This window comes from Nonomuraea sp. NPDC049504 (assembly GCF_040676845.1).
GTDB lineage: Bacteria > Actinomycetota > Actinomycetes > Streptosporangiales > Streptosporangiaceae > Nonomuraea > Nonomuraea salmonea.
This window is the reverse complement of sequence record NZ_JBFAPT010000007.1, coordinates 241076-258653: the sequence shown is the minus strand read 5'-3', so window position 1 is coordinate 258653 and position 17578 is coordinate 241076. Positions and strand designations below refer to the sequence as shown.

Genomic DNA, 17578 nt, shown 5'->3' with positions numbered 1-17578 from the left:
GCGGCACGTCGCGATCATGCCGACACTATACGTCGTCTCACCCGTCCTTGCGGGGACCGGGGACGACCAGCACGGGCCGGTGCGCGTGGTGCAGCACCCGGTCGGACGTGCTGCCCAGCAGCAGCGAGCGCACCCCGCCCAGCCCTCTGGTGCCGGTCACGATGAGCGAGGCGTCCAGTTCCTCCGCCACGTCCACGATGGTCGACCAGACGGCCACGGAGTCCACGTCGCAGCGCGGGGTGGCGTCCAGCCCCGCTTCCCTGGCCAGCTCGGCGCCCTGCATGGCCAGCTCGCTCATCGCCTGCCCGATCGCCTCGTCCTCTGCGCCCGCCTGGTCGATCGTCACCATGAGCCCGGCCGACGCGCGGGCCGAGGTCATCGCCAGCCGCTCCCACACGGTCAGCACCACGGCGTGCTCCCCCGGGAACATCCGGCCCGCGAACTCGATGGCGGCCTTGGCGTCGTCGGACCCGTCGTACGCGATCAAAATCGTCATCTCCTTCCTCTTCCCGTAGTGCGGCTTTCACGCCTGACTTCTTGATCTAGGCGAGGGCCGGCACGCGGCGGGCGGAGGTCCGCAGCATCGCCATGCCCGCCAAGGCCAGCACGCCCAATTCGGTGACGACCACCACGCGCTGGGTCAGCCCGGCGGGGATGTCGTCGTTGGACAGCGGGATGCCGAACATGCGCACCACGTACGGGACCACGACCAGCAGCAGCGCGCCGACGGCGACCACGCTGAGCACGCGCAGCGCCTTCGCGTAGCGGACCCGCGCCTTGGCCAGCAGCAACCCGGCGAGCGGCATCATGACGAACGCGGCGAAAGCGGCATAGCGGTGGATGCCCCCCGACATCGACAGCGGCAGCCCCGGCCGGTCCGTCGGGAACGCGCCCACCAGGAACATGCTCGCGCCCCAGCCAAGCAGTAGCAGGACGACCCAGCGGTTCGCACCGGCCCGGCGCAGCGCCTCCGCGATCAGCGCGGAGCCCACAGCGAACAGGGTCAGCGCGGCGGGCAGCAGCCAGCCGGCCGACTGCCAGACGTACTCACTGATCACGGCGTGCATCGGGTCCAGGTTCGAGGCGGCGTGCAGCGTGAGCATCGCGCCGCTGCCGGCGCCGATGGCCGCGAATCCACTGACGAGCAATTCCTTCATGCCTTCAAAGCTCGTGGAAAGCGGCTTTTCCGAACATCGGAGATCGGCCCGAACTCGCCCTGAAGGATCCCCTAATACCTTGGGCTGACCTGCCCCTGGCCGTGGCCGTTGAGCTGGCGTTTCATGACCCTGGGTAGGGTCGGCCCCCTCAGGGTGCGGGTGGCCGTCCCCACGCCCGGGCGGGGGTCAGGAGGCGGAGTCGAAGTACGCGCGTACGGTGGTGGCGCCCGGGCGGGTGTGGACGCGTACGAGGTCGCTGAGCAGGTTGACGATCAGCAGGCCGCGCGAGCCCGACTGGCGCGGATCGACCGGGCGGCGGCCCACCAGCGGATCGGTGATGTGGCCGCGGTCGCTGACCTCGCACACCAGCCGCCCGTCGGCCTGCCACACGCGCAGCAGCCCGGCGCCGCCGCCGTGGTCGAGGCTGTTGGCGCCCAGCTCGGCCACGGTGAGCCTGATGTCGTCGAGCCGGTCGCCGGTGAAACCGAGGGCGGCGGCCTCGCGGGCGGCCAGGGCCCGCGCGGACGACAGGTTGGAGCTGTCGAAGTGCAGCGAGACGCAGCTCTCTGGCTCGTCGAACGGCCGGTTGTGGCCCTCGACGACCTGCTCGGGCGCGTAGTCGGCGCTCGTCCACGTGCCGGACGCGTCGCGCAGCACGGGGTGGGTGCGCGCGGCCTCGCCGATGACCTCGTCGCTCAGCGTGCGCACGTCGTACGGGCACATGATCGTCGCGGGCCGCCCCGCGAACGACAGGTTGATCAGTGCCTCGTGCTGCGCGCAGGCGGCGTACTCGTCGCGCGTGCGCTCCGGCCAGATCGGCTCGCCGATGATCCGCACGTGGCGGCCGGGATGCCGGTCGGCGAAGCCGCGCAGCACGGCGGGGATGATGCGGCCGGGGTTGCGTCCCGCCTCGGTCATGTCGAGCATGAGCACGTCGCGGGCGGCGGCGCCGAGCGAGCCCTCGATGAGCGCGAGCCTGGCGCTGGGTACGGCCACCGCGACGGGGTCGCCGGCGGCCAGGCCGTCGGTCACGAAGGCCGTGGTGGCAGCCACATATTCCCCATCACTCCGATAGAGCAGTGCGGGATGGTGGAACGGGTCTGCCGGCATCAGCCACAGGCTACCTAAGGTTGGTGTCTTCAAAGCCATCCGATGGGTACCTATTGGGTGTGAAGAGAGTCCAGGTGATTCAGCGCCCCCGTCCAGGACACCGTCCGTTGCCCCTCGATCTCCGCACCCCTTCAGGGCGGCAACTCCCCTTCTGAGTCAAGCGAACCTATGCTCAGGACATGTCGGAAATGCGGATGCGCGTCTCGGATGAGGACCGCGAGCAGACCGCCCAGCGGCTGCAACGCGCGTTCTCCGAGGGCCGCCTCACCCACCCCGAGCTCGACGAGCGGCTTGAACGCGCGCTCACCGCGAAGACGTACGCCGACCTGCTGGCCCTGATCGACGACCTGCCCGCGGACGAACCGCGGGTCGGCGACGTCGTGGAGCTCCAGCAGGCCAACGGCGCAGTCAAGCGCTCAGGCGACTGGGCGGTGCCCCGCCGCCTGCGGGCGGGCAGCAAGTACGGCACCGTCGACCTCGACTTCTCCGATGCCGTGATCCCGCACCAGGTGGTGGAGATCGAGCTCGACCTCCAGTACGGCAACGCCAGGATCACCGTGCCCGAGGGCGCGGTGGCGAACATCGACGGCTTCGAGAGCACCTGGGGCGCCACGCGGACCGACGACGTGCCGAGCAGGCCACGGCCAGGCGCCCTCTACTTCGTGATCACCGGCCGGGCGAAGTACGGCGGGCTCACCGTGCGCTATCCGCGCAAGCGCTGGTTCACCCACTGATGGAAGAGCGAGATGTGGTGCTCACTGGGCACGAGCACGCCGCCGTCCCGGTAGGCCCGTGACGACATGCCGGGCTGGGTGCGCTCGCACGCGTCGAAGTCCTGCTCGTTGACCCGGTGGAACAGCTCGACCGACAGCGACACGTCGGCGCCCGACGCGACCACGTCGGGGTGGTAGAGCCAGTCGCACTCGACGACCGTCCTGTCCACCGCCAGCGGGAACATGCGGTGCAGGATCACGTGGTCGGGCACCAGGTTGACGAAGACCTGCGGCTTGACGGTGATCGCGTAATAGCGGCGGTCCTGCTCCTGCGCCACGTCCGGCAGCTTGCCGAAGCCGGGGCTGCCGTCCACGGTGAACCCCGCGGCCCGCTCGGCGAACTCGGCGCCGTGGCCCACGTAGTACTGCGCCGCGTAGCCGCCGGCGAACTCCGGCAGCACGGCGGTCAGCTCCGGGTGGATGGTGGCGCAGTGGTAGCACTCCATGAAGTTCTCGACCAGGAGCTTCCAGTTGGCCTTGACGTCGTAGACGATGCGGCGGCCGAGCGCGAGGTCCTCGACGTGGTAGCGCTCGATGGCGGCGGGGTCGCCGAGCCGCTCGGTGGCGGCCCGGGTGACGGTCTCCTCGAACGAGGGCGGCTCGGCGGCCAGGCAGACCCAGGCGTAGCCGAGCCACTCGCGCAGGTGCACGGGGACCATTCCGTACGCGACCCGGTCGATGTCCGGCATCCTGGCCAGGTTGGGCGCGGCGGCGAGCCGGCCGTTCAGGTCGTAGGACCAGGCGTGGTAGGCGCACCTGATCGTCCGCTTGACCTCGCCGGCCTCCTCCAGACATAACCGCGCCCCACGGTGCCGGCAGACGTTGAGGAAGGCGCGCACCTGATCGTCGCGCCCGCGTACGATGATGACGCTCTCCCGGCCCACCTGAACGGTCCTGAACGCGCCCGGCTTCGCCAGATCCGCCGACCTGACGGCGCAGAACCAGAGGTTCTCGAAGATCTTCTCCTGCTCCTCGGCGAACACCTCAGGATCGGTGTAGGCGCTGCCTGGGAGCGTGGAGATCAGGCTGGACGTGATGGTCAACCGGCACCGCCCTTGTTGCGCATTACGCACCGAGTTGCTCTATATGCGACATAGTCGGGCGGCCTCAGGGGGCTGTCAAGAGGTAGTTGCTGTAGCGGCGCAACAACAGGGTGTAGATGCGGGTTGTGAGGCCGTCGGGCAGCAGTCCGGCGATCGGCCGCTGCATGTCGGTGGCCTCCGTGGCGGCCAGCCTGGCGGGTCTGCGCACCACCTTCGACCTGGCTTTCTCGTACGCCCGCAGGTCCCCGATCGACCGGCTGAGCAGCCAGGCGTCCTCCAGCGCCTGATTGGCGCCCTGGGCCATGGTGGGCGGCATCGTGTGGGCCGCGTCACCGGCCAGCGTGGTCGGCCCCCTCCCCCAGACCTTGGGGATCGGCTGGCGGTGGTGGGGGAAGAAGTCAATGTCCGCGATCGAGGCCAGCACCTTCGGCACCGGGTCGGCCCACTCCCCGAACCGCTCCCGCAGCCGCTCCACCACCTGCGGGTCGCCGGCCCAGAACGGCCGCCCCGGCGCCGACCTGACGTCGAACCACCACAGCAGCCGCCCCCTGCCCGCCGGGATCAGCCCGCACAGCCCGTGCCTGCCCGCGATCATCACCGCCCTGCCGGACTCGGTCAGCAGGGTCGGCTCGGTGGTGAACCCCTGCCAGGTGACCCACGGGCTCAGGGTGGCCGCGTCGGCGCCCCACAGGGCCGAGCGCACCGCCGAACGGCGGCCGTCGGCGCCCACCAGCACGTCGCCGCGTACCGTGCGGCCGTCGGACAGCCGCACCTCGGCCCGTTCCGGCACCACGTGCTCGGCGCGGGCGCCGTACGTCACCGGCACGCCGTCGGCCAGCAGCTCCACCAGCTCGCTGCGGGCGACGTGGACGACGGGATGCCCGAAGCGGCGCTCGGGGACGGTCAGATCGAGGGTGAGCAGGCGGCGGCCGTCGGGGGCCCACGACTCCAGCGTCTCCAGGCGGCGGCCCACGCCGGCCCAGTCCACCTTGAGCTCCTCCAGGATGGCCGTGCTGCCGGGCCAGAGCGAGACGGAGCCGCCGGCCGTGCGCGGCTCGGGCGACTCCTCATACACCTCGACGTCGTGGCCCTTGCGCAGCAACCCCCTGGCCAGGGCGAGCCCCGCGACCCCCGCGCCGATGACGACTACTCTCATAACGACCCCTGAATAGTGAGACGCTCGATATCGGATACTTGGAGTATCACAATGCCTGCGCGCGGTCGTAAACCCGACCCCTCGGTTGATCACCGCATCAGGCAGGCCGCTGCCGCGCTGGTGCTCTCCCACGGCCTCGACTTCACCATGGACGACGTCGCCGCCACGGCAGGCGTCGGCAGGGCGAGCGTGTTCCGCCGATACGGCGGCAAACGGGACATGCTCCTCGAAACCCTCGGCGGCCTCATGGACGTCCACGTCGCCGTCCCCGACACCGGCTCGCTCGCCGGCGACCTGAGCGTGGTGGTCGCCGACACGATCGCGCTGTGGCGGCGCCCCGAGGTGTCGCGCCTGGCCAGGCAGGTGTACGCCGAGGCGGGGCGCGACCCGGCGATCGCGGACGTCGTCCGCACCTCCATGCGCACCCGCATGGAGCGGTCGTGGGTCGTGTACGAGCGGGCGATCGCGCGCGGCGAGCTGCGGCCCGACGCGGACCTGTGGATGCTGACTGACATGTTCGTCGGTTTCATCACCTATCGGGGGATTTTCGAGCTCCCGCTACCCGAACCGGACGAGATCGTGCGAGCTTTGCTGCACGGCTTTACGCTGGGTTGATACGGGTGGTGTTAGTGGGGTGCAAGTGACGATCAAGTGATCGCCCATATGGTGCTTTTCGTAAGTTGAACCAACGAAGGGCACGTACATGACTCCCCCTCGTCGCCTCGCCGCTGTGGCCGCGACGCTCACTCTTGCCGCTCTCACCACCGCTTGTGGCGCGTTCGGCCAGGCCGTCGACTGCAACTCCGCGGCCCAGGAAGCCACCACGATCGTCACCGAGTGGAGCTCGGCGATCAGCGCGAGCGCGACCGACAAGGACGCGATCGGCGAGGCCTCCAAGACGGCGGCCACCAAGACCAAGGAACTGGCCGGCAAGTACGACGGCGAGGTCGGCGCCGCGCTGACCGACCTGGCCGACGGGTTCGCCTCGATCGAGGGCGGCGACCTGTCCAAGGCCAGCGAGTTCACCGGCAAGGTCAGCGGGTTCCAGAGCAAGATCGTCTCGGCCTGCTCCTAGCAGACTCGCGGTCGCCGTGAACACCTGTGGGGGACAGGTGCTCCGGCGGCCGCGTCCCGGCCCTGCCCGGAGGGCGTGACGTCACGGGGGCACCCACCACCCTCCACCCGGGGCCTGGGGAAAGCCCGCCACCAAGGTGGCGGGCTTCGCCGTTTCCACCCATCCCTACGCGCAGACCCCACGACCCCAACCGGCCTCCCTATGGAGAACCGCCGGCGCAGCCGAACTGACCGAGCCCGACGCCCACCCACCCCACCCAAGGGACACCCACCACCAGGGCGAGCGTTCGCTACGTGGCGCGGAGGGTGAGGGCGTGGGTGTAGACGCGGCCGAAGACGTCGAGCACGACGTCCGATTAGCCCGCCCCTCTCCCACCCAAAGGACGCCCGCCTTCACCGAGGCGAGCCCCCGCTACAAGGCGCGGAAAGCGTCGGTGCAAGCGCGACCGAAGACGTCAAACACCACGTCCCACGAGCCCACCCCACCCAAAGGACACCCGCCATCACCAAGGCGAGCCTCGTTACGAGGTGCGGAGGGTGAGGGCGTGGGTGTAGGCGTGGTCGAAACCGTCGAGGACGGCTTCCCAGGAGCCGGCGGTCGGTGGGGTGGTGCGGTTGTGGGCGGCGATGGCCACCCGCAGCTCCGGGTCGCGGCACAGGCGGGCGACCGCCCTGGCCAGATCGCCCAGCGTGCGGCCCAGCAGGCCCTCGACGCCGTCCTTGACGAAGTCGGCGACGCCGCTCTGCGCCCGCGCCACCACCGGCAGCCCGGCCGCGCGCGCCTCGAGGGCGGCGATGCCGAACGACTCGCGTGGCGCCGGCGCCACGAACACGTCGGCCGACTCCAGCACCTTGGCGATCTGCTCCCGGGTGTAGCGCCCGGGAAGGGACACCCAGGACGCCATGCCGTGGCGCTCCAGGAACCGCTCCATCTGCCCCCGTGCCGGCCCGTCGCCGACGATCGTGGCCCGCATGGGGATGTGGGCGGGCACCTGGGACCGGGCCGCCAGCAGCAGCTTCAGCAGGCGTACCGGCTGCTTGCGCGGAGCCAGCCGTCCGACGGCGACGACGTGCACGTCGGACCGGGAGTCCGGCGCGCCGGGCGGCGGCGCCCAGCCGGACAGGTCGAGCCCGTTGGAGACGACGCGGACCGGCACCAGCGGCCCGGCCACCGCGCGGATCGGGGCGGCCGCGGCGTTGCTGACCGTGGTGGCCACCAGCCGCCACCGCTCCCACCCGTACGCCAGCCGGAGCAGCCGATAGAGCGCCCGCGTCACCGGATCCCACATGCTGTGCACGGTCACCACGCACGGCACACCGGCGCGATGCGCGGCCCGCACCCCCATCCACGCGAACGGCGACACCGCCCCCGCGTGCACGTGGACGACGTCGGGACGCGCCGAGGTGATGCGCCGCGTGAGATGCCCCACCCCGAACGGGTGGACGGGCAGGTCGAACGGCATCGGGGCGACGATCCTGTGCACACCGGGCAGCGGCTCTCCCCTGGTCGCCGTGGCCACCGACACCTCGTGCCCGGCCTCCCGCTGCACGCGCACGAGATCGGCGACCTGGACCTCGATCCCCCCGAGTCGCGGCAGGTAACAGTCACTCACGTGAAAGATCCGCACCCCTCCCAGACTAATCTGGGCCTGTGCCTCCACGTACCGCTGTGTTCTTCCATGCCCACCCCGACGACGAGGCCCTGCTGACGGCGGGCACCATGGCGATGCTCGCGGCCGAAGGACACCGCGTGGTGCTCGTGGTGGCCACCGCGGGCGAGCGCGGCCTGGCCGAGATGGAGCCGGGCGACGAGCTGGGCGAGACCCGGCTCAAGGAGCTGTACGAGTCGGCCGCGCTGCTGGGCTGCGCCCGCGTCGAGTGCCTCGGCTACGGCGACTCGGGCCTGAGCCCGCAGGGCGGCGTCGCCGACGAGCGCCCCGACAACGCCTTCATCGACGCCGACACCGAGGCGGCCGCCAAGGCGCTGGCCGCGATCCTCCAGGAGGAGCGGGCCGACCTGCTGACCATCTACGACCCGGCGGGCGGCTACGGGCACCCCGACCACGTGCAGGTGCACCGGGTGGGCAGGCGGGCGGCGAAGATCGCGGGCACGGAGATCGTCCTGGAGGCGACGGTCAACCGCGACCCGCTGGTGCGGCTGCTGAAGCTGGCGGGGAAGGTCTACCGGTTCCCGCCGGAGTTCGACGTCCGCACGTTCGAGAGCGCGTACTCACCGGGCGAGGCCATCACCCACCGCGTCAACGTCCGCCGCTACGCCCGCCAGAAGCGGGCGTCCATGGCCGCGCACGCCTCGCAGGCCAGCGGCGGCGACAGCGACCGCACGCTCGCCGTGATGCTCAAGGTCCCGCGCCCGCTCTACCGCTTCGTCTTCGGCACCGAGTGGTACGTCCGCCGCGACCTGCCGCCGGGAGCCCGCCTGCGTCATCCCTTCGACGGGTGGCCCGCCTGACACCTACGCCTCATACCTGGGGGTGACGCGCGGCCCGCTGCCAACCGGCAGACTGGACCCCGATGAAGAACAAGTGGCTGCAGATCGCCTTGTCCGTGCTCTCGCTCGGCCTGGCCGTGCTGCTCGTCGTCTACCTGCCGGAGATCGTGCGGGCGCTGACCGGCAAGCCGGTCTCGTGGAGCGAGATCGGGGCGCTGTTCGCCACCCTCGGCGGCGGCGAGATCGCGCTGATGACGGCGCTGTGGCTGCTCAGCCTGCTGTCCTACACGTTCGTGCTGACCAGCTCGCTGCCGGGGCTCAACAACCTCCAGGGCCTGGCGCTCAACGCGGCGGGCAGCGCGGTGAGCAACCTGCTGCCGTTCGGCGGGGCGGTGGGCGTGGCGCTGTCGTTCGCGATGACGAAGGGCTGGGGGTTCACGAGCCGGGCGTTCGTGGTGATGACGCTGGTCAGCGGCATCTGGAACACGTTGTTCAGGTTCGTCCTGCCGGCCGTGGGCATCATCGCGCTGCTCGCCGCGGGCAAGGCGCCCAACTCCACCGTCGCCAACGCGGGCTGGACGGGCGCGATCTCCATTCTCGTGCTGTGCCTGGTCGTGGCCGCGGCCCTCTACTGGGACCGCGCCGCGCGGGCGCTCGGCAGGGCGCTCGACGGCCTCACCCGGCTGCTGCGGCTGAAGGTGCACGCCTCGGAGGCGTTCCACCGGCTGCGCGCCGACACCGCGGGCGTCGTACGCACCCGGTGGCCCGGGCTGTCGCTCGGCATGGTGTTCTTCCTCGGCTTCCAGTGGGCCATCATGGCGGCCTGCATGTCGGCCACCGGCGCCTGGCCCGGCCTCGCCGAGTCGATCGCCGTCTTCGCGCTGTCGCGGGTGCTGACCAGCGCCCTGATCACGCCGAGCGGCGCCGGGATCATGGAGAGCGGGGTGGCCGCGCTCCTCATCGCCTTCGGCGTGGGCGCCACGCCCGCCATCGCCACCGCACTGCTTTTCGGCTTCTGGACTTACACTATCGAGATCCCGTTCGGCGGCCTGGCTCTCGGCGCCTGGGCACTGCTGCGCAGGCGCGGCGGCCGGGACGCCGGCGCGGAGCCCCCGTCCGCGATCTCGAAGGCCACCTAGTGACAATCCCAAACCCATCGCGTGCTAATCGACCACGGCCCTTGTGCGTGATTCGTAGGCCCGCATAGCGTGGCGGCTGACATGGTGGCGTTCCGAGTTCTGGGGCCAGTCGAGGCGTACGAACACGACGACGAACTCGACCTCGGCGGGTTGCGACAGCGGGCCGTCCTGGCCCGCCTGCTCGTGGCCAGAGGTCAGGTCGTGCCCGTTGACACACTTCTTTACGATCTGTGGGACGACGACGCGGCAAAAGGCGCGCAGTCGGGCCTGCAGGTCTACATCTCGCGCCTGCGCAGGGTGCTGGAGCCGGGCCGTCCGCGCGGCGGCCCCAACCGGCTGCTGGTGACGGTCGCGTCCGGCTACGCGCTGCGCGTGGCGTCCGACCAGGTCGACGCGCTCAGGTTCGAGCAGCTCGTGCGCGCGGCCGGCGAGCACCTCGAAGAGGGCGATCCGCAGGCCGCCAGAGGCCGCCTGGAGAAGGCGCTCGGGCTGTGGCGCGGCACCCCCTACTCCGACTTCGCCGACCAGGCGTGGGCGGAGGCCGAGGTCAACCGGCTGACCGAGCTGCGCCTGGTCTCCCGCGAGCGCCACGCCGACACGGGGCTGCGGCTGGGGCTGCACGCCGAGACCGTCCCCGACCTCGAGGCGCTCACCACCGAGCATCCGCTGCGCGAGGAGGGCTGGCGGCTGCTGGCGCTCGGCCTCTACCGCTGCGGCCGGCAGGGCGACGCGCTGGCCGCGCTGCGCAGGGCGCGCAACATCCTGGCCGACGAGCTGGGCATCGACCCCGGCCCGGCGCTGCGCAAGCTCGAGTCCGACATCCTGGCCCAGTCGCCCGAGCTCGACCTCGCTCTGCCCGCCCGCGCCGCCAGGCCGGCCGCGCCCGTCACCGACACCTGGCCGCCGCGGCCCGCCGCGCACATCGAGCCGCCGCCGCTGGAGCCCGAGCCGTTCGTCGGCCGCGACGCCGAGCTGGCCAGGCTCACCACCGCGGCCTCGCGCACCGGCAGGTTCCAGGTCGCGGTCGTCACCGGTGTGGCGGGAGCGGGCAAGACGACGCTGCTGCGCCAGCTCGAAGGCAGGCTCGCCGCCGACGGCTGGACCACCGCGTCGGGTGCCTGCCCCGACTCCAGCGCCACCCCGCCGGGCTGGGCGTGGGTGGAGATCCTGCGCACGTTGATCGACATGACCGGCGCGGGCGAATACGCGCAGTTGCTCGCGCCGCTGCTCGACGACGCCGCCCCCGACCCCGACGAGGACGAGGCGTCCGGCGGGTTCCGGCTGCACCGCGCGGTCGGCGGCTACCTCGCCGGCGTGGCGCGGCGGGGGCCCGTGCTGCTGACGCTCGAAGACCTCCACTGGGCCGACGACCAGACGCTCGCGCTGCTGCGCGCGCTGCCCAGCCTGCTCGCGACCAGCCGGGTGCTGCTGGTGGTGACGTGCAGGGAGAGCGAGCTGGACGACCGCCAGTCCGACGTGCTGGCCGCGCTGGCCAGGCTCGGTCCCGTACGCGTGGGGCTGTCGGGGCTCGACCCGAAGGCGGTGGCCGAGCTGGTCAAGGCCACCTGCGTACGCGAGATCGACGAGGACGCGGTCGAGTCCATCGTCGAGCGCACCGGCGGCAACCCGTTCTTCGTCCGCGAGACCGTGCGCCTGCTCGACTCCGAGGGCGCGGCCGACCGCGCCAGCGCCACCGAGGTGCTCTCGCAGGTGCCGTCCGGCGTGCGCGACGTGCTGCGGCGGCGCATCTCGCGGCTGCCCTCGGGCGCGCAGCAGATCCTGCTGCAGGCCGCGGTCATCGGCCGCGACGTCGACCTCGACGTGCTGATCGCGGTGGCCGGCGACGAGGACGCGGTCATCGAGGCCGTCGAGGCGGCGCTGCTGGCCGGCCTGGTGACCGAGCCTGGTCCCGGGCTGCTGCGCTTCGACCACGACCTCGTCCGCGACACGATCTACTCCGACGCCTCGCGGCTGCGCCGCACCCGGCTGCACGCGGCGGTGGCGGCGGTCATCGAGCGGCACACGCCGTCCGACGTGGCGGCGCTGGCCCACCACTACTTCCTGGCCGACGCGGCCGGGAAGGCCGTCCACTACGCGGGCCTGGCCGCCGAGCAGGCCGAGCGGCGCTTCGCCCACCGCGAGGCGGCCACGCTGTGGGAGCAGGCGATCGCCGCGTTCGACCGCTCGCGCGCCGACGACCAGGGCGACCAGGCGCCCGAGCGGGCCAAGGAGCGGCTGCACCTGATGCTGCGGCAGATCAGGGCGCTCGCGCTGTGCGGCGACATGCACGCGGCGCGGCTGCTGCGCCGCCAGGCCATGGACGCCGCGCTGCCGCTGGGCGACCTCGAGATCACCGCGAAGGTGGCGGCGTCGCTGGCCGTGCCGCACAAGGGCATGGCGCGCGACTTCACCCGTACGGCGTGGGAGATCGTCGACGTCACCGAGCGGGCGCTCATGGAGCTGCCGGCCGGTGAGCAGCGGCTGCGCGCGAGCCTGCTGACCACGCTGGCCCTTGAGCTGGAGGGCTCCTCCTCGCCCGAGCGGGGCAGGCAGGCCTCGCTGGAGGCGCTGGAGCTGGCCCGGCAGAGCGGCGACCCCGCGCTGATCGCGGCGGCGCTGAGCGGGCGGCTGCGGCAGTCGTACGACATCCCGGCCGTCGACTCGCGCGAGAGCATCGGGCGCGAGCTGCTGGAGGTGGCGCAGCGCTCGGGGCAGATGGCCACGCAGGCGCTGGCCCACCTGGTGCTGCTGGAGTGCGCGGCGGCCAGGGGCGAGTTCGCCGCGGCCGACGAGCACGCGGCGGCCGCCGACCAGCTCGCCAAGCAGTACGACCTGTCCGCGCCCGCCGCGGTCGTCGTCTGGTACGCCGGGCAGCGGCTGATGATCTCCGGCGACTACGAGGGCGCCGAGCGGGCCTACCGCGACGCGGCCCGCATGACGGAGCGGGCCGGCATGCTGGAGGGCCGCCAGGACCTGCCGCTGATCACCACGTTCTGCCTGCACCTGGTGGCCGGGCGGGCGGCCGAGATGGTCGCGCCGCTGGCCGAGGCGCACCAGCGGGGCGCCAAGTGGACGCTCGACGCGTACGCGCTGGCCCTCGCCTCCGCCGGGCGGCTCGACGACGCCGGGGCCGTGGCCGCCACCCGGCCTCCCGTGCGGCCCGACTTCCTCTACGAGCTGGTCATGACCTGGCGGGCGCTGGCCGGCATGCTGCTCGACGACCGCGAGCGGATGGTCGACTGCTACGACAAGCTCAAGCCGTTCGCCGACCGGGTGGCGGGCGCCGGCACCGGCGTGGTCGCCCTGTGGCCGGTGGCGCTGACGCTCGGCGACCTGGCGATCCGCCTGGGGCAGCCCGACGCGGCCCGGCAGCACTACGAGAAGGCGCTGGAGGTCGCCGAGCGCATCGGCGTGCCGCGCTGGGTCGACGCGGCCCGGCAGTCGGTCAGCAGCTCACTTCGAAACGGGGGCTCTTGACGGTCTCGGCGCCCTCGGCCGACAGCTCGACCCGATACCAGCCAGGGGTGCCGTTGACCTCGGCGCGCCACTCGACGGTCCTGCCCGCCGTGGCGAAGCCGTCGTGGTCCGACAGGTAGGTGCGCCAGGTCTTGGTGGCGGGGCTGTAGCGGGTCAGCTTCCAGCGGTAGAGGACGGTGTCCTCGGGGTCGGGGTTGGCCAGGAAGGTGCGGGCCACGTACGACCCGGCGCAGCCTTCCGCGGGCAGGGTGCTCACCGTGAGGGCGCCGGGCTCCCCTGCGATGCCGCCGGCCAGCTGCTCGGAGGCGGGCATGGCACGGGCGGCCAGGGAGATCGGGGCGGGCTCGGCTGCCTTCCGCGGCTCGGCCGTGCCGGCGTTACTGTAGGCGGAGAAGCCGACGTACGCGCTGGTGAACGCCAGAGCGGCCACGAACAGCTTCGCGGCGTTCGACGTTCCGCTGGTCAGGACGGTTGCGCTTCTCGTCGGCATGGTCAGCACCCCTTTTGCTCACCCATAGAGTGAGACCGGGTGGTTGAGTAGCGGTTGTCGGTGAGTTGCACCCGTTGCGCGCTGCTTGCAACCCGGTATGGCACCGGCCGGTGGCGTGAATTAAGGTAAGGCTGGCCTAAGGATTCCGGAGGGGGGTGGGCCCGGACATGTGGTACCTGACGATGGCCGTCCCCGCTCCCACTGCGCCGTTCTGGTTCGGTTTGGAGTACTGGCAGGTCGGGGTCATCCTCATCATCGCCCTGTTCGGCGCGTTCCAGGTCTACTACTGGGTCGGCCGGAGGCTCGGCGAGAAGCTGTACGAGTCGCGCGTCGGCGTCAAGCTCGGCCGCGACCGCATCGCGAAGATCGAGGCCGTCGTCGAGCGCTGGGGCGCGCTCGCCGTCTACGGCTGCTTCTGGGTGCCGATGCTGCGCCACACGCTGCCCTGGGTGGCAGGGGCGCTGCGCGTCTCCTACCCCTGGTACGTCGTGGCCAGCGCGCTCGGCTGCCTGACCTGGGCGCCTTTGTGGTGGTTTGGGCTGACCGCCGTCGTGTGGGGATGGCTGGAGCTGGCCGCGCGGTCGCCCATCACGGCGGCCGTCGTCGCGGTGGTGGCCGTCGCCGGGGCGGCCTGGTTCATGATCCGCCGCCGGCGCCGCCGCACCACCGACGACCAGCCCTTGGTGACGCAGGACTCGTGACTACCCGGTAGCTGCCGGACTCGTCGTACGGTCCTCGATCGTCGCCTGCGGGGCGTTCCTGCGGAGGGTCTCGATGCCGTTTACGCATGCCACTTTGCTGGGGTATCCCTCCCCCACCGCCAGGGTCTGCCCGTTGTTCGCGACGAGTGCGAACCGGTATTCGCCCTGTTCATCCTCAGTGATGACGAACTTTCCCGCCATGGCCACCGCCCCCCGCCATATCGGATCTATGAAGGATTTACCCCCATCTGAGGGCGACGCGTGGCCTGGTTAGGCAAACGAATCCTTGATCTCCTGTCACCATGATTCTCATGCGTATTGGGGGTTTGATCAGCTCTGCGGTGGTCGCGCTGGTTGTCGGGTTCGGCAGCACTCCGGCCCAGGCCGCTAACGCGCCAGCCGTCAAGGCGAAAGAGGCGTACATCGTCGATTCAGCAGGAACGGTCCACCTCGGCAAGCGGGAGACCAGGCGGGTGCCGGTGGCCAGCCTGGTCAAGGTCATGACGGCGTACGTCGTGCTGCGCGAGGCCGACCTCAGCGACGTCATCACGATCAGCGCCGCCGACGTCAAGTACGCCGCCAAGGGCGGCGCCGCCACCGCCGGGCTGCGCAAGGGTGAGCGGTTCACGGTCAGGGATCTGCTGTACGCGCTCATGCTGCCCTCGGGCGCCGACGCGGCCAACGCCCTGGCCCGCCACTACGGCCCTGGCAAGACGGCCTTCATCGCCAAGATGAACCGCACCGCCCGCTCGCTCGGCCTCGCCGACACCCGCTACACGAACGCGGACGGCATGCCCACTCCCGCCAACGGCGGCTACTCCACCGCCGCCGACCAGGCCAAGCTGGCGCAGTACGCGCTGCGCAGCAGTATCTTCACGACCGTCGTCGGCGCCAAGGTGCACAGGGTGTCGAAGACCGCCGTGCACCGGGCGCACACCTGGCGCAACACCAACAAGCTCCTGTCGCGGGCGGACGGGGTGCTGGGCGTCAAGACCGGGTACACGAACGCGGCCGGCTACTGCCTGCTGTTCGCGGGCGAGCGCAACGGCCTGCAGATCGTCGGCGTCCTGCTCGGCGACCAGAACGAGCGCCGCTTCTCGACGGCGGAGAAACTCCTGGACTACGCCGGCGAACAGGTCGCCTTCGGCTGACCGGCCGACACCATCATGAGGCTTTCGGCCGACCGGCTAGGGGGTCGGCGGCCGGAGGTGCTTGCGGGCGCTTCGGCCGACCGGCGGGCGCCCGCCGGGGCCGGTCAGTCGAAGGTGATGGTGCCGTGGCCGGGATAGGCGTGCAGGCCGCTGGCGGCGCAGCCGAGGATGGCCGTGGGCGGTGCGATGCCGCCCCTGGCCCGCCGCCCGGCCAGCCAGCCCGTACGTACGGTGCCGGTGAGCAGCGTGTCGGCCGGGTGCCTGGCGACCAGGCGGTCGGCCTTGATGCCCAGTTTCGAGGTGCCCGCCGGGCGTCCCGTGGCGCCGAACCAGGTGATCCTGGCGGTGCCGCGTACCCGGCGGGCGGTGGCGCACGACGCCTGGGCGGTGGCCTTGACGTTCACCCAGCCCGACCGCAGGAACGTGGCCGAGCCGTCGGGCGAGGTGCACCCGGTGAACTCCAGGTAGCCGCGCGCCGAGATGCGCCGCGTCGTCAGCCCCACCCGAGGCGCGAACGTCAGCGGCCGCCCCGACGGCGTCGACACGGCACAGGTCAGCGCCCCGCTCCGCGCCCTCTCACCCGGCCACCGAGCCACCCTGGCCTCCGACGCCGCCCCGAACATCGCTCCCAGGGACCGGCCGAGCGCCGCCCCGAAGTCCGCCCCCGCGGACCGGCCGAGCGCCGCCCCGAACGCCGGCCCGAACCCCCGTCCCGCCGAGAACCCGAACGCCGGCCCGCCCGGAGCACCGGCGGTGGCCGGCCAGAACGGCGCCGCCAGCCGGAAAGGCGCCGCCCCACCCTCCGCGGAACCGGAAGGGGACGCCGTCGTGGCGTGTGACGGCGGGGCCAGCAGCCCCGTGGCGACGGTGAGCGTGATGATCCAAGCCCCGTTCATGGACCCTCCGGCCTGCGCGATGGACGCACGTATGGTAATCGAACGATTACAGTGTGCCTCATCGGCCGCGCCGTCCGTCCTCGTCTGCGGCCGGACGCCCCGCCACGACGCCGCTGTACGTTTTCCGATGGATTCGGCCCGCCGTCCGTTGCCGAGTAGGGTGAGCCACACACCCCTCCCTAAGGACACCCTGATGGCGGAATTCTTCGAGGTCCGCACTCTGATCGAGGGTCACGAGGCGGCGGCCGAGCTGGCGCACGGCATCCTGCTCGCCGGGCTGGCCACCTCGATCGACATCGCCGAGGTCCCGCACCCGTCCGCGGCCGACGCGACGACCTGGCAGCTCACCCTCGTCACGACCGGGCAGCAGGTGCCCGCGCTCGAACGTCACATGCGCAGCATCGGGGCGCGCCACCCCATCGACCGCGAGCCGATCGCCCACGACTTCAACGGCTACCCCGACTGGCTGAACGACGACAACCAGTGACGAGGGCTCACCGCCGCCGTTGAAAGGTCTTGGCCCCCGTACGCTGAACCGCGGCCCTGACCACCCCGAACACGGCTCCCTGCACGGCGGCGGCGACGAGCACCTCGGTCCACCCCCGGCTCAGGTCATCGGCATCGGGCGCCTCATCCTGCCCCGACACCATCGCCCAGGCCCGCCTGAACAACGCGGCGGCCACCGCCCCGCTCACCAGGCTCATCCCCAGCGACGTGACTTTCTCCACGGGCTGCATCCCCACTCCTTACGCTCGCGTGGCGTATGCCCGTGCCCCCTGAGCCGCACTTAAACGTCCCCCAGCTCAGGCATGGCGAAAAGGCCGGAGCTCACAGCAGCGCAGGGCGCGGCGTTCGCCGCCGCCGTGGACCGGACGCTCAGAAGAACGTCACTGGCGGCGGCCCTTGCCGTGGGTGACCGGCTGGAGATGGCGCATGTCCTGACCAGCTGATCCGAGCACAGA

General features: G+C 71.7%; 20 protein-coding genes. 10 read left to right on the top strand and 10 right to left on the bottom strand.

Annotation, left to right across the window (positions count from 1 at the left end; translation table 11 throughout):
* Positions 1-37 precede the first annotated feature (37 nt).
* The 3 genes from AB0K28_RS16490 to AB0K28_RS16480 form a co-directional block, all read right to left on the bottom strand.
* Positions 38-496, bottom strand: a complete 459-nt coding sequence (locus AB0K28_RS16490) for a universal stress protein (protein WP_345388735.1) — start codon at positions 494-496, stop codon at positions 38-40.
* Between the two features lie 46 nt (positions 497-542).
* A complete protein-coding gene (locus AB0K28_RS16485) occupies positions 543-1157 on the bottom strand; it encodes a DUF998 domain-containing protein (RefSeq protein ID WP_364370221.1) in 615 nt (204 codons plus the stop codon).
* A gap of 186 nt (positions 1158-1343) precedes the next feature.
* On the bottom strand, positions 1344-2267 hold the full coding sequence (locus AB0K28_RS16480; protein WP_364370218.1) for an anti-sigma factor RsbA family regulatory protein: 924 nt from the start codon (positions 2265-2267) through the stop codon (positions 1344-1346).
* Positions 2268-2446: 179 nt separating this feature from the next.
* Between AB0K28_RS16480 and AB0K28_RS16475 the strand changes: the two genes are divergently transcribed.
* Entirely contained in the window at positions 2447-3001 is a 555-nt protein-coding gene (locus AB0K28_RS16475) for a DUF1707 domain-containing protein (protein WP_364370215.1), read from the top strand.
* On the opposite strand, the gene AB0K28_RS16470 is transcribed toward AB0K28_RS16475, so the two are convergent.
* A complete protein-coding gene (locus tag AB0K28_RS16470) occupies positions 2971-4083 on the bottom strand; it encodes an aromatic ring-hydroxylating dioxygenase subunit alpha (RefSeq protein WP_364370212.1) in 1113 nt (370 codons plus the stop codon). The genes AB0K28_RS16475 and AB0K28_RS16470 overlap by 31 nt on opposite strands.
* Positions 4084-4147: 64 nt before the next feature.
* Positions 4148-5239, bottom strand: coding sequence for an NAD(P)/FAD-dependent oxidoreductase (locus AB0K28_RS16465; RefSeq protein ID WP_364370209.1), 1092 nt, complete (start codon positions 5237-5239; stop codon positions 4148-4150).
* Between the two features lie 51 nt (positions 5240-5290).
* On the opposite strand from AB0K28_RS16465, the gene AB0K28_RS16460 reads away from it, so the two are divergent.
* Positions 5291-5854, top strand: a complete 564-nt coding sequence (locus AB0K28_RS16460) for a TetR/AcrR family transcriptional regulator (RefSeq protein WP_364370206.1) — start codon at positions 5291-5293, stop codon at positions 5852-5854.
* Positions 5855-5942: 88 nt separating this feature from the next.
* Positions 5943-6314, top strand: a complete 372-nt coding sequence (locus AB0K28_RS16455) for a hypothetical protein (RefSeq protein ID WP_345388751.1) — start codon at positions 5943-5945, stop codon at positions 6312-6314.
* Positions 6315-6834: 520 nt separating this feature from the next.
* Here the strand turns inward: AB0K28_RS16455 and AB0K28_RS16450 are convergent.
* A complete protein-coding gene (locus tag AB0K28_RS16450; protein ID WP_364370202.1) occupies positions 6835-7926 on the bottom strand; it encodes a glycosyltransferase in 1092 nt (363 codons plus the stop codon).
* A gap of 38 nt (positions 7927-7964) precedes the next feature.
* Here AB0K28_RS16450 and AB0K28_RS16445 point away from each other — a divergent pair, with 38 nt between their 5' ends.
* The 3 genes from AB0K28_RS16445 to AB0K28_RS16435 all read left to right on the top strand — a co-directional run bounded on the left by AB0K28_RS16445 (position 7965) and on the right by AB0K28_RS16435 (position 13378).
* Positions 7965-8783 (top strand): PIG-L family deacetylase, encoded by an 819-nt coding sequence (locus tag AB0K28_RS16445; RefSeq protein WP_364370199.1) that lies wholly within the window; start codon positions 7965-7967, stop codon positions 8781-8783.
* A gap of 62 nt (positions 8784-8845) precedes the next feature.
* A complete protein-coding gene (locus AB0K28_RS16440) occupies positions 8846-9901 on the top strand; it encodes a lysylphosphatidylglycerol synthase domain-containing protein (RefSeq protein WP_364370196.1) in 1056 nt (351 codons plus the stop codon).
* An 81-nt stretch (positions 9902-9982) separates the two neighbouring features.
* Positions 9983-13378: a BTAD domain-containing putative transcriptional regulator gene (locus AB0K28_RS16435; protein WP_364370193.1), complete on the top strand. Its 3396-nt coding sequence runs from the start codon at positions 9983-9985 to the stop codon at positions 13376-13378.
* Here the strand turns inward: AB0K28_RS16435 and AB0K28_RS16430 are convergent.
* Positions 13347-13868 carry a hypothetical protein gene (locus AB0K28_RS16430; RefSeq protein WP_345388761.1) on the bottom strand — a complete coding sequence of 174 codons (522 nt, stop codon included), beginning with the start codon at positions 13866-13868 and terminating at the stop codon, positions 13347-13349. The genes AB0K28_RS16435 and AB0K28_RS16430 overlap by 32 nt on opposite strands.
* Before the next feature lie 167 nt (positions 13869-14035).
* Between AB0K28_RS16430 and AB0K28_RS16425 the strand changes: the two genes are divergently transcribed.
* The gene (locus AB0K28_RS16425; RefSeq protein WP_364370189.1) at positions 14036-14569 is read left to right on the top strand and encodes a VTT domain-containing protein; all 534 of its coding nucleotides are present in this window, start codon (positions 14036-14038) and stop codon (positions 14567-14569) included.
* On the opposite strand, the gene AB0K28_RS16420 is transcribed toward AB0K28_RS16425, so the two are convergent.
* Complete coding sequence (locus AB0K28_RS16420) at positions 14570-14770, bottom strand: DUF1508 domain-containing protein (protein ID WP_345388765.1); 201 nt, start codon at positions 14768-14770, stop codon at positions 14570-14572.
* Between the two features lie 110 nt (positions 14771-14880).
* Here AB0K28_RS16420 and AB0K28_RS16415 point away from each other — a divergent pair, with 110 nt between their 5' ends.
* The gene (locus tag AB0K28_RS16415; RefSeq protein ID WP_364370186.1) at positions 14881-15720 is read left to right on the top strand and encodes a serine hydrolase; all 840 of its coding nucleotides are present in this window, start codon (positions 14881-14883) and stop codon (positions 15718-15720) included.
* 104 nt (positions 15721-15824) lie between these two features.
* On the opposite strand, the gene AB0K28_RS16410 is transcribed toward AB0K28_RS16415, so the two are convergent.
* Complete coding sequence (locus AB0K28_RS16410; protein WP_364370183.1) at positions 15825-16616, bottom strand: hypothetical protein; 792 nt, start codon at positions 16614-16616, stop codon at positions 15825-15827.
* A gap of 193 nt (positions 16617-16809) precedes the next feature.
* On the opposite strand from AB0K28_RS16410, the gene AB0K28_RS16405 reads away from it, so the two are divergent.
* Positions 16810-17103 (top strand): hypothetical protein, encoded by a 294-nt coding sequence (locus tag AB0K28_RS16405; RefSeq protein ID WP_345388771.1) that lies wholly within the window; start codon positions 16810-16812, stop codon positions 17101-17103.
* A 7-nt stretch (positions 17104-17110) separates the two neighbouring features.
* Here the strand turns inward: AB0K28_RS16405 and AB0K28_RS16400 are convergent, their stop codons facing one another.
* A complete protein-coding gene (locus AB0K28_RS16400) occupies positions 17111-17353 on the bottom strand; it encodes a DUF4235 domain-containing protein (RefSeq protein WP_364370180.1) in 243 nt (80 codons plus the stop codon).
* A 72-nt stretch (positions 17354-17425) separates the two neighbouring features.
* Between AB0K28_RS16400 and AB0K28_RS16395 the strand changes: the two genes are divergently transcribed.
* A complete protein-coding gene (locus AB0K28_RS16395) occupies positions 17426-17566 on the top strand; it encodes a hypothetical protein (protein WP_364370177.1) in 141 nt (46 codons plus the stop codon).
* Positions 17567-17578: the final 12 nt, after the last annotated feature.

What these genes read in the sequence shown, in the direction of transcription:
- AB0K28_RS16490 (WP_345388735.1), bottom strand. Translation starts at nt 496, where the DNA reads ATGACGATTTTGATCGCGTACGACGGGTCCGACGACGCCAAGGCCGCC.
- AB0K28_RS16485 (WP_364370221.1), bottom strand. Translation starts at nt 1,157, where the DNA reads ATGAAGGAATTGCTCGTCAGTGGATTCGCGGCCATCGGCGCCGGCAGC.
- AB0K28_RS16480 (WP_364370218.1), bottom strand. Translation starts at nt 2,267, where the DNA reads ATGCCGGCAGACCCGTTCCACCATCCCGCACTGCTCTATCGGAGTGAT.
- AB0K28_RS16475 (WP_364370215.1), top strand. Translation starts at nt 2,447, where the DNA reads ATGTCGGAAATGCGGATGCGCGTCTCGGATGAGGACCGCGAGCAGACC.
- AB0K28_RS16465 (WP_364370209.1), bottom strand. Translation starts at nt 5,239, where the DNA reads ATGAGAGTAGTCGTCATCGGCGCGGGGGTCGCGGGGCTCGCCCTGGCC.
- AB0K28_RS16460 (WP_364370206.1), top strand. Translation starts at nt 5,291, where the DNA reads ATGCCTGCGCGCGGTCGTAAACCCGACCCCTCGGTTGATCACCGCATC.
- AB0K28_RS16455 (WP_345388751.1), top strand. Translation starts at nt 5,943, where the DNA reads ATGACTCCCCCTCGTCGCCTCGCCGCTGTGGCCGCGACGCTCACTCTT.
- AB0K28_RS16440 (WP_364370196.1), top strand. Translation starts at nt 8,846, where the DNA reads ATGAAGAACAAGTGGCTGCAGATCGCCTTGTCCGTGCTCTCGCTCGGC.
- AB0K28_RS16435 (WP_364370193.1), top strand. Translation starts at nt 9,983, where the DNA reads ATGGTGGCGTTCCGAGTTCTGGGGCCAGTCGAGGCGTACGAACACGAC.
- AB0K28_RS16430 (WP_345388761.1), bottom strand. Translation starts at nt 13,868, where the DNA reads ATGCCGACGAGAAGCGCAACCGTCCTGACCAGCGGAACGTCGAACGCC.
- AB0K28_RS16425 (WP_364370189.1), top strand. Translation starts at nt 14,036, where the DNA reads ATGTGGTACCTGACGATGGCCGTCCCCGCTCCCACTGCGCCGTTCTGG.
- AB0K28_RS16420 (WP_345388765.1), bottom strand. Translation starts at nt 14,770, where the DNA reads ATGGCGGGAAAGTTCGTCATCACTGAGGATGAACAGGGCGAATACCGG.
- AB0K28_RS16415 (WP_364370186.1), top strand. Translation starts at nt 14,881, where the DNA reads ATGCGTATTGGGGGTTTGATCAGCTCTGCGGTGGTCGCGCTGGTTGTC.
- AB0K28_RS16410 (WP_364370183.1), bottom strand. Translation starts at nt 16,616, where the DNA reads ATGAACGGGGCTTGGATCATCACGCTCACCGTCGCCACGGGGCTGCTG.
- AB0K28_RS16405 (WP_345388771.1), top strand. Translation starts at nt 16,810, where the DNA reads ATGGCGGAATTCTTCGAGGTCCGCACTCTGATCGAGGGTCACGAGGCG.
- AB0K28_RS16400 (WP_364370180.1), bottom strand. Translation starts at nt 17,353, where the DNA reads ATGCAGCCCGTGGAGAAAGTCACGTCGCTGGGGATGAGCCTGGTGAGC.
- AB0K28_RS16395 (WP_364370177.1), top strand. Translation starts at nt 17,426, where the DNA reads ATGGCGAAAAGGCCGGAGCTCACAGCAGCGCAGGGCGCGGCGTTCGCC.